Raw genomic sequence first — 13,869 nt, 5'->3', positions numbered from 1 at the left:
TTGACATCGTACCCCGATCAGGTAAAGGTTTTCCTCATGGCGATGATCCCGGCGACGCTGCTGCTGGAAGAACGGGCCGCGCGCGCGATGAACGCGGTCGTGGGCCTGGCTGACGACGAACAGGACGGCATCCCGTTCTTCAGTGCGAACCTGCTGGCCCGGCCGGCCCAGCTCGAGCACGGTGACTGGGACTACGGCTCGAGCCATGGCCGGCTGACCGATGCGATCCTGCTGGCCCGGCAGATGACCGGCGGCAAGGACTGGGAGCCGGGCTGGAACGCGACGGCCGACCGGTACCGGAAGACGCTGCTCGCGCTGCTCGGCGCGGACGGGCTGACCTACCGGCGCGAACACCCGCGCGGCCACTGGAAGGCGAACGCCAACCTGATCGACCAGCGGGCGACTTTGCTGGCGCTGACCACCAGCGTGGTCGCGACCGGCGACCCGGTCGCCCGCGTGGCCGCCGACCGGCAGGTTGCCGCCCTCAAGCGCATCGCGATCAGAGAGCGCGACGTCTGGTTCTACCCGGCCTCGGAGTACACGACCGCGGGCTGGCCGTCGTCGAACGCGATCGACCTGCACCTGGCGCCCGACCCGGCGTCCTTCTCCGGCCGGCTGATCATGCCGCTGCTGCGGTACCACCAGGCCACCGGCAACGCGGAAGCGCTGGAGCTGTGCGAGTGGTTCGCGCGGCTCGTGGTGGACAAGAGCGGCGTCTTCCTGCCGGACGGCAGCTTCAACCCGGCGCGGGTGTTCCGCAGCGGTCACTTCCACACCCGGGTGGGCACGCTGGAGGGACTGGCCCGTCTGGCTCGGCACACCGGCGACCACGGGCTGACCCAGTTCGTCCGGCGCAGCTACGACTGGGTGCTGACCCAGGCCACCGGGTTCGGCTGGACCCCGGGGGACCTTGCCGACCAGCGGTACGAGCACGAGACGTGTTCCCTGGTGGACCTGATCGGGCTCGGCGCCACGCTGGCGGGCAGTGGGCTCCCGGAGTACTGGTCCGTGGTCGAGCGCTTCGTCCGCAACCACCTGACCGCGTCGCAGTTGCTGGACGTGAGCTGGGTGGAGTCCGCACCGGACCGCTCCCGCGACATCCCAGGCTGGCGCACCCACGTCGACGTCGGCGAGCGGGTGCTCGGTGCCTTCTGCGGGTACGGCGCGCCGAACGACTACGTGTCCGATGTGCCGTTGGGTCGCGGCCACACGAACGACGTCCAGGCGTGCTGCGTCGGGTCCGGAGTACGCGGTCTGTTCTGGGCCTGGAACAGCATCGTCACCGGCGACCGGTCCCTTGCCCGGGTCAACCTGCTGCTGTCCCGGGCGCACCGGTTCGTCGACGTACTGAGCCACCTGCCGGTGGAGGGCAAGGTCGAACTGCTGGTCAACGAGCCGGTCGACGAACTGCGCGTCCGGATCCCGGACTGGGCCGGGTACGCCCGGCTGACGCTGCGCCGCGAGGGCGGTGCCGACGACGGCGAACGCACCGGTGCCGAGCGGATCTGGGCCCCGGACGGGTACCTCGCGATCCCGCGGCCGCAGCCGGGCGAGCGGATCGTGCTGACCTTCCCGATGGCCGAGTACAGCACCACCGAAAGTGCTGCAGGCAACGAGTTCCGGACCGGCTGGCGGGGCGACGACGTGGTCGCGATCGAGCCACCGGGCCGGTCCAGGCCGATGTACGGCGATCGACCGGAGCACGCCGGCGGCCTGCGTGACTACGAGCTCCACCGACCCGAGACGGAGTGGTCCTGGTGACAACTGGATGGGTGCTGGCGGATCCACCGGCCGTAGCGGCACTGACGCCGTACGACCTGCGTTGCGAGCAGTTGACCGACCCGCTCGGCATCGGCACCGCCCGGCCGCGGCTGAGCTGGCGGCTCGCCTCGCCGGTCCGCGGTGACCGGCAGGAGGCGTTCCGGGTCCGGGTGGAACGCGACGGCGTCCAGGTGTGGGACAGCGGCTGGCGACCAGGGGACCCGACCTCCGTCGACCACGGCGGCGCCCCGCTGACGTCGCTGACCGACTACGCCTGGCACGTCGAGGTCCGGGATGTCGCCGGTGCCGAGACGAGCGCCTCGGCGCGCTTCGCGACCGGCATCTTCCATCCGGAGGAGTGGCAGGCGCGCTGGATCGAGCACGACTACGACACCGAGCCGCCGTTCGAACCACCGGTGGACCGGGTCGAGCCGCGGTCGGAGCGCTCGTCCACGCTGGCCGCTCCGCGCTACCTCCGCCGGTCCTTCGAGTTGCCGGCGCCGGTCGTGCGGGCACGCGTCTACGCGACCGCGCACGGCCTGTACCAGCTGAACGCGAACGGCCGCCGGGTCGGGACCGACGAGCTGACGCCGGGCTGGACCGACTACCGGTACCGGGTGGCGTACCAGGCGTACGACGTGACCGACCTGCTGCACGAGGGCGAGAACGTGCTGGGCGCGGTGCTCGCCGAGGGCTGGTGGTCGGGGTACGTCGGCTGGGACACCCGGAGCCAGGCGCATCACTACGGCAAGAAGCCGCAGTTGCTGGCGCAGCTCGTCGTCGACCACCCGGACGGCTCGCGCACGGTCATCGGGACGGACGCGAGCTGGCAGGAACGGACCGGGCCGCTCAGGTTCGCCGACCTGCTGATGGGCGAGTCGTACGACGCGCGCCTGGAGCTGGGGGACTGGTCGAGCCCGGGCTACGAGCTCGGCAAGGGCTGGGCGCCGGCGGGTGAGACCGGCGCGGACGTTTCCACGGTGGTTGCCGCGAGCACCGATCCGGTGCGGGTGACGGAGGACCTGCCGGCCGTCTCGGTCGACCGGCGCGGCGAGGGCCGCTACGTCGTCGACCTCGGCCAGAACATCGCGGGCCGGATCCGGCTGCGCGTCCGGGCGGCGGCCGCGGGGGACCGGATCCGGCTTCGCCATGCGGAGATGCTGGAGGCCGACGGCGAGCTCTACACCGCGAACCTGCGGACCGCCGACGCGACCGACTACTTCGTCAGCGCGGGCACCGGGGAGGAGATTTTCGAGCCGTCGTTCACCCTGCACGGCTTCCGGTACGTCGAGATCGACGGCTACCCGGGCGAGCTGACCGCCGAGGACGTGACCGGGCGGGTCCTGCACTCCGACACTCCGGTCGCCGGGCGGTTCGAGTGCTCCGATCCCGGGGTCAACCGGCTGCTGAGCAACATCCGCTGGGGCCAGCGGGGCAACTTCGTCAGTGTGCCGACCGACTGCCCGCAGCGAGACGAACGACTCGGCTGGACCGCGGACGCGCAGATCTTCCTGCCCACGGCCGCGTACCAGGCCGACGTCCAGACCTTCTTCGCCAACTGGCTCGAGGACCTGGCGGTCGCGCAGACGCCGGACGGCGCGGTGCCGGACGTGATCCCGCACCTCATCACCGGCCGGCACGGAACGCCCGCGTGGTCCGATGCGGCCACGATCGTGCCGTGGACGCTGTACCGCAGCTACGGCGACGAGCGGGTACTGCGGCAGGCGTGGTCGTCGATGCGGAGCTGGGTCGACTTCGTGCACCAGGCCAACCCCGACCTGATCTGGCGGAACCGCACCGGCGGCCACTACGGCGACTGGCTGCAGGTGGACGTGATCACGGATCGCGACGTCCTGGCCACCGCGTACTTCGCCCGCAGTGCCGAACTCACCGCCGCGGCGGCCCAGGTTCTCGGGCTGCGGGACGAGGCGGCGGCGTACGGCGAACTGCACGACCGCATCGCCGCGGCCTTCGTCGCGGAGTTCGTCGATGCCGAGGGCAAGGTTCGGGGCGACACCCAGACCGGGTACCTGCTACCGCTGGCCTTCGGGTTGCTCCCGGAGGATCTCGAGCAGGAGGCGGTGAAGCACTTGGTGGCCGACCTCGAACGCCGGGGCCGCTCGCTGACCACCGGGTTCGCCGGGGTCGCGCTGCTCTGTCCGATCCTGGCCAGGTACGGACAGTTGGAGCTCGCGTACGACCTGCTGCACGACGACCGGTACCCGTCCTGGGGGTACTCGATCCGGCACGGTGCGACCACGATCTGGGAGCGCTGGGACGGCTGGACCGAGGAGCAGGGGTTCGGCCCGGTCGCGATGAACTCGTTCAACCACTACTCGCTCGGCTCGGTCGGCGCCTGGCTCTACAGCGATGTCGCGGGTATCGACCAGACGCCGTCCTCGGTCGCGTTCCGGGAGCTGGTGATCCGGCCGCGTCCGGGCGGCCGGCTCGACTGGGCGCGGGCGGCCTACGACACGCCGTCCGGACGGGTGAGCACCCGGTGGGCGATCGCCGCCGGACAGCTCAGTCTGGACGTCGAGGTGCCGCCGGGCACGACCGCGACCGTGCACGTTCCGACCAGCGATCCGGCGTCGGTGCGGGAGTCGGACCGCCCGGTCGGCGAGCAGGAAGGTCTGGAAGTGGTCGGCCCGGCCGACGGCGTCCTGGTCTGCCGGATCCCCTCCGGCCGCTACACCTTCACGGCCCGGAGCTGACTAGTGTCCCGTAAGCGAAGTAGCTGACTGCCGCTACCGAGCCGAGGATGCCTGCGGCTTGGTAGCGGTTGCCGGGCTGCGGCGTCGGCGGGGTGCCGCCCCTGTCGAGCCGCGGATGACCAGCTCGCCGGACAGGTGGGTCGCGCCGGCGGCCGGGTCACTGCTGAACCGTTGCCAGGCCAGCCGGCCCAGCTCGACCGTCGACACGGCGAACGTGGTCAGGCCGGGATTTGTGTGTGCGCTCATCGGCGCGTCGTCGATCCCGGCGACCGACAGCTCACCCGGTACGTCGACGCCGAGCTCCCGCAGCCGGGTGAGGACGCCGAGCGCGACGTGGTCGTTGAAGGCGATCAGCGCGGTCGGCTTGTGCGTCAGTGCCTCGTCGACCGCCGCGTACCCGTCCCGCATCGCCGAGCCGCAGGGCACCGGGACCACGGTCTGCCCCAACGCCTCCGCGGCCCGGAATCCCCGCTGGCGCTGCCGGTCCGACCACGCGTTCGGCGGCCCCTCGAGGTACACGATCCGGGTGTGCCCGAGCGACGCGAGGTGCTCGCACAGCAACCGCACGCCCTCCTGGTAGTCGACCACGACAGCCCCGATCGACGGGTGCCGCAGGACGCGGTTGATCAGTACCAGCGACCGGCTCGCGGCGGCGACCTCCTTCAACCGGGGCGTGCTCATCCGCGGAGCGCACAGCAGCAGCCCGTCGACCCAGCGAGCCAGCTCGATCGCCGAGCGGTACTCGAGATCCGGGTCCTCGTCCGTGCCGGCGACCAGGGTGTGGTGTCCGCCTTCGGCGGCCTCGGCGGCGACGCCCTTGAGGATCTCGGCGAAGTACGGGTTGCCGAGGTCGGGTGCGACCACGCCGATGGTCTGGCTGCGTCCGCGCAGCAGCGTCTGGGCGGCCGGGTTCGGCCGGTACCCGACCTCGCGGGCGGCGGCCCGGACCCGGTCGGCGACCTCGGCCGACACCGGCTTCCCGCCGCTCATCACCCGCGACACCGTCGCCGTGGACACCGCGGCGATCCGGGCCACGTCGTGGATCGTGGCCCGGCCGGACGACACCGGGCCGCCTCTGGACGAGTTACTCACCGAGTCATTGGATCATGTCCGGCGCTCCGGCGGCCCCACGTCACCGGACCGGTGCGTCCAGCACCAGCGGTTCGCCGTTCTCGATGACGTCCTCCAGCACCAGGCCGTCGACGTACTCGACCACGGCCGGCTGGCTGGTGGTGCCGAGGTCGACCCGCCGCAGCCGGACCCCGGTGATGGGGGCGTCGGCGTACCCGCGCAGGTTGAGGCCGCGGCGCGCCGTCCCGACGGTCACGTCGGTCACCTCGAGGTCGGAGACCCGCGGGTTGAACCCGTGCCCCTCGCCCTCCTCGTAGCGGAAGTTCACGTCGAGCACCGAGGAGCCGACCTGGCCGATCCGCAGGTCCTTGGCGTGGAACTGCTCGATGAAACCGCCCCGGACCGAGTTGGTCTTGAATCGCAAGGCGATGTCGAGGTTCGGGCTGGACAGGTCGCAGTCGCGGACGAAGACGTTCCGGACCCCACCGGTCATCTCGGAACCGATCGTCACGCCGCCGTGCCCGTCGCGCATCGTGCAGCGCTCGATCAGCACGTCCTCGGTCGGCACGTTCACCCGGCGGCCGTCGGCGTTGCGACCGGCCTTGATCGCGATGCAGTCGTCCCCGGTGTCGAAGGTGCAGTCCCGGATCACCACCATCCGGCAGGACTCCGGGTTGCAGCCGTCGTTGTTCGGGCCGTGCGTCCGGACCGTGACACCGCGGACCAGGACGTTCTCGCTGAGCGTCGGGTGGATCTCCCACATCGGCGAGCGCAGGACGGTGATGCCCTCGATCAGTACGTTGCGGCAGCGGTAGGGCTCGATGAACGACGGTCGCAGGTACCCGCCCTCGCCGAACTGCCGCTGCTGCGGCGGCACCCCCTGCTCGGCCTGCTCGAACAGTCGTGCCCGCGCCTCCGCCTGCCGGGGTTCGCCCGGCTCCCAGCCGTGGTCGGTCTGACCCTTCCACGGCCACCAATGGTCGTTGTCTGCCTGGCCGTCCAGCGTGCCGGTGCCGGTGATCGCGATGTTCTCCTGCTCGAAGGCGTAGATGAGCGGCGAGTAGTTGTAGAGCTCGACGCCCTCGAACCGGGTGAGCACCAGCGGCAGGTAGTCGGTGGGGTTGGTGCTGAACAGCAGCGTCGCACCGTCGCTCACGTGAAGGTCCACGTTGCTCAACAGGTGGATCGGGCCGGTCGGCCAACTGCCGGCCGGTACTACGACGTGGCCACCGCCCGCCTGGTGGCACGCGGCGATGGTGGCGGCGATCGCCGCCGTCGCGTCCTGACCGGCGACCGCGCCGTAGTCGGTGATGCCGAACCACCGGCGCGGGAACCGCGGGCCGCGGACGGTCGCCGAGATGTACGCCGCACGCGCCCACGGCCGGCCCGAACCGGCGGGGTCTGAGCCGGCCATCGGGGCGGCCGCGGCCGCACCGGACTGCAGGCCGAGCACGCCCAACCCGGTTGCTCCGAGACCGCCGAGAAACGTTCGCCGGGTCTGCTCGCTCATGGTCGATCTCCTCAGGGCCGGGGCGGAATCCCTGCTCCTGCAGGGCTGCAAACCTTTTCCTATTTCAAGGAACAACTGTTGGTCAAGGTCTTGACGTGCCTTGTTCGCGCTGCGACGGTAGCGGGGAAAAGCTTTACCTGCCCGCCGCCCCGGGATCCTCCGCGGTGGCCTGTGCGAGGAGACCACCGTGCGTCAGCTCCGCCTGTACCTCGTCAGCCTGTGCCTGGCCGTCGGCCTCACCGCCGGAGCGCTCACCGCGGCTGCCGGCGCCGCGACGGCCGACGCCTCGGCAGCCGCGGCGAACCCGGCCACCTTCGGTCCGTTCGACCCGCGGATCGAGCTGCAGGGGCACTGGGGCAGGGACGACGACCTGGCGACCACGGTGAACTCGGGCTCGTCGCTGCGGTTCCGGTTCACCGGCGGCCAGGTGGGGGCGTGGTTCGAGACCGAGTCGATCACCGTGCCGGCCCAGCTGTACGTGTCGGTCGACGGCGGCGAGCCGGTGCTGGTCAAGGTCGACGAGGAGCACAAGATCTTCGCCGACGGCCTCGACCCCGCGGTCGTCCACACGGCCGAGATCGCGGTCAAGGACGTCGACGAGTACGTGAACCGCTGGATCACCCCGGTGCAGTCGGGCGTGGTGCTGTCGAAGCTCGAGCTTGCCCCGGGCGCCAAACTGGTGCCGCTGCCGTCGATCGCGGACCGCCGGCTGGAGTTCTACGGCGACTCGATCACTCAGGGCGTGATGGCGCTGTGCCCGCGGCTCGGGATCGACTGCGCGGACGGGACCAAGAGCTACGCCCACCTGGTCGGGAACGCGTTCGGCGCGAGCACGAACCAGGTCGGCTTCGGCAAGCAGGGCATCATCCAGCCGGGCCACGGCAACGTCGGGACCGCGGCCGAGTCGTTCGGGTGGAACCTGGCGGGCTTCCCGGCGGAGCCGTTCGACCCCGGTGCCGTCGTGGTCAACTTCGGCACCAACGACGCGCCGTACCCGGCCGACGAGTTCGGCCCCAGGTACCTGGCCTATCTGCGCCAGGTCCGGGCCGCGAACCCGGAGGCGCTGATCCTCGCGCTCCGGCCGTTCAACGGCACGCACGCGGCCGGCATCGCGGCCTCGGTCGCCGCGGCGAAGGACCGGCGGATCGTGTACGTCGACACCACCGGCTGGCTGGGCGCCGGCGACTACAACGGTGGTTCGCACCCGAGCGTGCAGGGTCACCAGGTGGCCGCGGGCCGCTTGGTGAAGGTGCTGGAGAAGCTGACCGGCTGGCGTGCGTCCAGGCCGGGCGACACCACGTCACCTCGACTCGCCCCGATCGGAACGGCGGACGCCACCTGTGCGGACACGCCGCTGCGGCTGACCTTCGACGGTCCGGTCGAGCTCGGGCTGAAGGGCAGGCTGCGGATCCACGCGGCCGGCGGTGAGGTGGTTGACACGATCGACCTCGCCGACGCCGCGACGTTCCAGCGCTACGTCGGCGGTGCCCGGTCCGACTTCGGCGAGCTGCACCGATGGACGTACCAGCCGGTGGTCGTCGACGGCCGGACCGTCTCGGTCCATCCGCACCAGCGGCTCGCCGCCGGCCAGGTGTACTACGTGACGGTGGACCCCGGCTTCTTCGCCGGGCACCCCGGGATCTCGTCGCCGGCCGGGTGGATGTTCCGCACCCGCCACGATCCGGCGGCCGGCAGCAGCCGGCTGACCGTCGACGGCCGTGGTGACGCCGACTTCTGCACCGTCCAGGGCGCGATCGACTTCGTTGCGGAGGGCAATGACAAGGAGGTCCGGATCGACGTCGCCCCGGGCCGGTACCGCGAGCTCGTGTACGTACCGCAGACCAAGCCGCACGTCACCATCGTCGGCGCCGGGGCCGGCCGGACCGAGATCGGCTACCCGAACAACAACCTGCTCAACGGCGACTACGCGATGGCGAACGTGCCGGTCGAGCAGGCCTACTGCCCGCGCCGGGTGCTCGCCCAGCCGGACCGGTTCAACTGCTGGCGGGCCGCGTTCGGGGTCGACGCCGACGACTTCTCGATGGCCGACGTGACGGTCCGCAACCTGACGCCGTACCGCGGGTCGCAGGCCGAGGCCTTCCGTGGCAACGGTGAGCGGATCGTGCTCGCCAGGGTCCGGATCCTCGGCTACCAGGACAGCCTGCGGCTGCAGGGCAAGGGATTCGTGACCGACAGCTATGTCGAGGGTGACGTCGACTTCATCTGGGGCACCGGCGGGGTCTTCGTCCAGGACTCCGAGCTGAAGGCCCTGCACGCCGGCTACTACAACCAGGTCCGCAACTCCGACAACGGTCCGGGCAACATCTTCGTCCGGGTCCGGCTGACCCGTGGTCCCGACGCTCCCGACGACAGCGTGTTCCTCGGCCGGGTCGAGCTGAGCCGGTTCCCGACCAGCCAGGTGGTGTTCCTCGACTCCGCGATGGACAGCCACGTGAAGACCACCGGCTTCCAGGTCACCAGCCCCAACGACTGTGCCGCGGCCGGTCAGTTGCGGTTCTGGGAGTACGGCAGCACCGATCTGTCCGGCCGGCCGATCGACACCAGCGCGCGGCTGGCCTGTTCCCGGCAGCTCACCGCAGCCGAGGCCGCCGCGCTGCGCGACCCCACGACCGTGTTCGGCGGCTGGCAGCCCGTCGTCCCGACCTCCCGTTCCGAAAGGTGAAACGATGTCCGCAATGAACCGCAGGTCCGTCCTGGGGGCCCTGGGCACTCTGGCGGCGACGACCGCCACCGGTCTGACCGCGACCGCGGCCGCCGCCGGTGCTCCGAACGAGGCGGGAGGCACGGTGACCGAAGGCCCCACGGGGGTTCAGCCGCATCCAGCCCCGCGACCGGTCGCGCCGGTCAACGCCGAGGTCGCGGCCGCCCACAGCGCGGCGTACAAGACGCTGCCGCAGGTGGTGGTGGGCGTCGACGTGGAGGATCTGATGACGATCCACACGGCCGCGGCCGCGGACGCGCTGCGGCCGCGGTTGGTCGCGCAGGTGTGGAAGGACACCGGCGTCCTGCCGACCGCGTTGCCGACGGTGCGACGCGACGTCGGTACGCCGGCCGAGCTGCCCGCGCTCACCGGCGTACGGCGGTACGACCGGCTCGAGGTGGCGATGCGGTTCGGGTACGTCGCGACGGTGTTCGTGGTGGAGCCGGCGCAGAGCACGCATCGCCGGGTCGCCTTCTACCACAACGGTCATGGTGAACCGCTGGACACCTTGCAGCGGACCACGCAGGGTCTGCTCGACCACGGGTACACGGTGCTGCTGTTCGCGATGCCGTTCTACCACTGGAACCCGAAGACGCTGCAGGACCCGGTCGACCCGACGGTCCAGCGGCAGCCCTCGCACAACGACCTCAATCTGTGGGAGTCCGCGCAGTACTCACCGCTGGCGTTGTTCCTGGAACCGCTGGCCGTGGCGATGAACCACGTGCAGGCGACGTACCGGCCGTCCTCGGTGCAGATGATCGGCTTGTCCGGCGGCGGGTGGGCGACCACGATCTACCCGGCCCTGGATCCGCGTGTCACCCGCTCGTACCCGACGGCCGGCTCGCTGCCGTTATTCGTCCGTCCGGGGTCACCGAAGCCCAGCCCGACCCGCGGCGACTGGGAACAGCGCCAGGACAAGCAGCCCGGCTTCTACGGCCTGGCCGACTTCCCGGACCTGTACGCCCTGGCGGCGGTCGGGCCGAATCGCCGGCAGCTCCAGATCCTCAACCGGTTCGACGACTGCTGCTTCAACGGCGTCGGCCACCGCAGCTACGAGGCCGTCGTCCGGCAACGCATCGCCGTCATCGGCACCGATGCCACCAGCAACGAGTCGAACGGCCACTGGGACCTGCTCGAGGACGCGACCCACGGTGACCACACGATCAGCCCGTACGCGCTGTCGGTCATCCTCTGGGACCTCGACGTCCATTGCGCCCACCTCCCCTGAGCTCATCCCGCTGGGTGAGGGATGAACCCGCCTGCCGGACCTGCCGCTACAGCACGGTCCGCGCAGGCGGGGTTTCCGGTCAGCGGAGGTCGTCGGGGGTGCTGACGGGACGGCCGTTGACGGTGACGTTGTGGAGGGTGACGTCGGCGTACTCGATGGTGCTGGCGGCCTCGATGGTGGTGAAGGTGCAGTCGACCAGACGGAGGTCCTGGACAGGGGAGCGCTCGTAGCCGCGGACGTGCAGGACGTTGCGGGCCCGCTCGACGGTGATGTTGCGCAGTTCCACGTTGCGGACCAGCGGGGTGAGCGGCCCGGTGTCACCTTCGCCGCGGTGGAAGTTGCACTGGACGACCTCCTTGGTGAGGTTCGAGATCGTCAGGTTCTTCAGGTAGATGTTCTCGGCGAAGCCACCGCGGATCGAGTTGGTCTTCAGGTACAGGCCGAAGTACAGGCGGTCGCTGCCGATGGTGCAGTCGCGGACGAAGATGTTGCGAGCGCCACCGGTCATGTCGGAGCCGACGGTGATCGCACCGTACTTGACCGTCAGGGTGCAGTTCTCGATCAGGATGTCCTCGGACGGCACGTTGACGCGCAGCCCGTCGTTCTCCCGGCCGGACTTGATCACGACGCAGTCGTCGCCGGCGGTGATGTCGCAGCCGCGGATCACCACCGAGTGGCACGACTCGAGGTCCACGCCGTCGTTGTTCGGTCCCTCGGAGTCGATGACGAGATCCTGCACGGTGACGTTGCGGCACAGCACCGGGTGGACCTGCCAGAACGGCGACCGGACGATCGTCACCCCCTCGATCAGGACGTCGTCGCAGTCGTACGGCTGGATGAAGCTCGACCGCAGGTGGTGGCCGGCGCCGTACACCCGCTCGGCCACCGGTACGCCGTCCGCCCCTTGCTGCCGCAGCTTCGCGAAGTCGTCATCGCAGCGGTGGAACCAGCCCCACCAGCTGTCCCAGCCGGCCCCGCCGTCCAGGGTCCCCGACCCGGTCACCGCGATGCCGGTGCAGCCGTTCGCGTAGATCATCGGCGAGTAGTTCAGTACCTCGACGCCTTCGTACCTCGTCCGGACGACCGGAAGGTAGTCCGCCGGGTCCGTGCTGAAGAGCAGGGTCGCCCCCTCGGCCACGTGCAGGTTGACCCCGGACCTCAGCTGCACCGCGCCGGTCAGGAACGTCCCCGGCGGGACCACCACCCGGCCCCCGCCGGCCGTGGAGCACTCCTCCACGGCCGCGCGGATCGCCTTGGTGGCATCGGTTCTCCCGTCGCCGAACGCGCCGTACGCCGTGATCGGGAAGTCCCGGTCCGGGAACACCGGCGGCCGGACAGCGGCCAGGACGCGGTCGACGTACTCCCACCCGATGGTTGCCGCCGGCATCAGCGGAGCTGGGCCGGATCGGTGATCCGCTGCCCGTTGACGACGAAGTTCTGGAACGACAGGTCGACGTCCTGGATCGTGCTCGGCGCGTCGATGCTGGCGAACGTGCAGTCGACCAGCCGGAAGTCCTGGATCGGCGACCGCGGGTAGCCGGTCATCGAGAAGGCGTTGCGGGCATGGCCGACGGTGATGTTGCGCAGTTCGACGTTGCGCACCCGGGGCGTCAGCGGGCCGGTGTCGCCCTCACCGCGGTAGAAGTTGCAGGAGACGACCTCCTTGGTGAGGTTGGAGATCTCGATGTCCTTCAGGTAGATGTTCTCCGCGAAGCCGCCGCGGACCGAGTTCGTCTTGATGTAGAGCCCGAAGTACTGGTACTCGCTGCCGATCCGGCAGTTGCGGACGAACACGTTCCGGACCCCGCCGGTCATCTCGCTGCCGATGGTGATCGCGCCGTAGCGGATGCGCATCGTGCAGTCCTCGATCAGGATGTTCTCCGACGGCACGTTCACCCGCAGCCCGTCGGTACCGCGGCCGGACTTGATCGCGATGCAGTCGTCGCCGACGTCGAAGGTGCAGTTGCGGATCACGACGTACTGCGAGCACTCGGGGTTCACGCCGTCGTTGTTCGGGCCGCGGCTGTCGATGTAAACGTTCTGCACTGTGACGTTGCGCGACAGCACCGGGTGGATCTCCCAGAACGGCGACCGGTGCAGCGTCACCCCGTCGATCAGGACGTTGCGGCAGTGGTAGGTCTCGATGAACGCCGCCCGCAGGAAGTGGCCGGCGCCGAAGACCCGCTCCGGGACCGGGGTACCGGCCTCGGCCATCGCGTTCAGGCTCTCGAAGTCGCTGCTGGTCTTGCCGACCCACGACCACCAGTCGTCCCAGGACGACCCCCCGTCGAGCGTACCGGTGCCGGTGACGGCGATGTTCTCGCAGTCGCGGGCGTAGATGAACGGCGAGTAGTTCATCAGTTCGATGCCCTCGAAGCGGGTCAGCACCACCGGCAGGTATTGCTCGGGATCGGTGCTGAACAGCAGGGTCGAGCCTTCGGACACGTGCAGGTTCACGTTCGAGCGCAGGTGGATCGCGCCGGTGAGGAACGTGCCGGCCGGAACCACGACCCGCCCGCCGCCGGCCGCGGCGCAGGCCTCGATCGCGGCCCGGATCGCCGCCGTCGCGTCGGTACTGCCGTCGCCGACCGCGCCGTACGCCGTGATCGGGAAGTCCCGGTCCCGGAAGCGCGGCGGTCGCGCCTCGCGCAGGATCTCGCCGACCTGGCCCCAGCCGGGTCCGCCGTACCCGTCCGGGCCGAGCGGCGCCGCGGCCTCCGCGGTACCGGTCCCGACGGCGCCGGCCTGGCCGGTCGCGAGGGCGGCCGTCGTCGGCAGCAGGGCGGCGCCGGCGGTCATCCGGAGGAAGTTCTTGCGGCTGAACTTGTCTTGCACCACGGGGGTCTCCTCGAGTGGTTCGGTA

Annotated in this window: 8 protein-coding genes; 4 read left to right on the top strand and 4 right to left on the bottom strand. The window is 70.5% G+C overall.

The genetic code is table 11. The features are described from left to right. The first annotated feature begins 36 nt into the window (after positions 1–36). Both ABD255_RS00335 and ABD255_RS00330 read left to right on the top strand, forming a co-directional pair. Positions 37–1,761 carry a glycoside hydrolase family 127 protein gene (locus ABD255_RS00335; protein ID WP_344208436.1) on the top strand — a complete coding sequence of 575 codons (1,725 nt, stop codon included), beginning with the start codon at positions 37–39 and terminating at the stop codon, positions 1,759–1,761. Beyond that, positions 1,758–4,475, top strand: a complete 2,718-nt coding sequence (locus ABD255_RS00330; RefSeq protein ID WP_344208434.1) for a glycoside hydrolase family 78 protein — start codon at positions 1,758–1,760, stop codon at positions 4,473–4,475. The genes ABD255_RS00335 and ABD255_RS00330 overlap by 4 nt, the downstream gene beginning before the upstream one ends. Before the next feature lie 33 nt (positions 4,476–4,508). Here ABD255_RS00330 and ABD255_RS00325 read toward each other — a convergent pair whose 3' ends face one another. Continuing rightward, positions 4,509–5,567, bottom strand: coding sequence for a LacI family DNA-binding transcriptional regulator (locus ABD255_RS00325; RefSeq protein WP_344208433.1), 1,059 nt, complete (start codon positions 5,565–5,567; stop codon positions 4,509–4,511). Positions 5,568–5,607: 40 nt separating this feature from the next. Beyond that, entirely contained in the window at positions 5,608–7,056 is a 1,449-nt protein-coding gene (locus tag ABD255_RS00320) for a glycoside hydrolase family 28 protein (protein ID WP_344208432.1), read from the bottom strand. A 187-nt stretch (positions 7,057–7,243) separates the two neighbouring features. Between ABD255_RS00320 and ABD255_RS00315 the strand changes: the two genes are divergently transcribed. Both ABD255_RS00315 and ABD255_RS00310 read left to right on the top strand, forming a co-directional pair. Beyond that, the gene (locus ABD255_RS00315; RefSeq protein ID WP_344208431.1) at positions 7,244–9,739 is read left to right on the top strand and encodes a pectinesterase family protein; all 2,496 of its coding nucleotides are present in this window, start codon (positions 7,244–7,246) and stop codon (positions 9,737–9,739) included. 4 nt (positions 9,740–9,743) lie between these two features. Continuing rightward, a complete protein-coding gene (locus tag ABD255_RS00310; protein WP_344208430.1) occupies positions 9,744–11,006 on the top strand; it encodes a hypothetical protein in 1,263 nt (420 codons plus the stop codon). 79 nt (positions 11,007–11,085) lie between these two features. Here the strand turns inward: ABD255_RS00310 and ABD255_RS00305 are convergent, their stop codons facing one another. Beyond that, complete coding sequence (locus ABD255_RS00305) at positions 11,086–12,393, bottom strand: glycoside hydrolase family 28 protein (protein WP_344208428.1); 1,308 nt, start codon at positions 12,391–12,393, stop codon at positions 11,086–11,088. Continuing rightward, positions 12,393–13,844, bottom strand: coding sequence for a glycoside hydrolase family 28 protein (locus ABD255_RS00300; protein ID WP_344208426.1), 1,452 nt, complete (start codon positions 13,842–13,844; stop codon positions 12,393–12,395). Before ABD255_RS00300 ends, ABD255_RS00305 begins: the two co-directional genes overlap by 1 nt. Positions 13,845–13,869 lie beyond the last annotated feature (25 nt).

Source organism: Kribbella sancticallisti (assembly GCF_039530625.1).
Lineage (GTDB): Bacteria > Actinomycetota > Actinomycetes > Propionibacteriales > Kribbellaceae > Kribbella > Kribbella sancticallisti.
The sequence above is the reverse complement of the archived record's forward strand: the minus strand, read 5'-3'. Positions and strand labels throughout refer to the sequence as shown.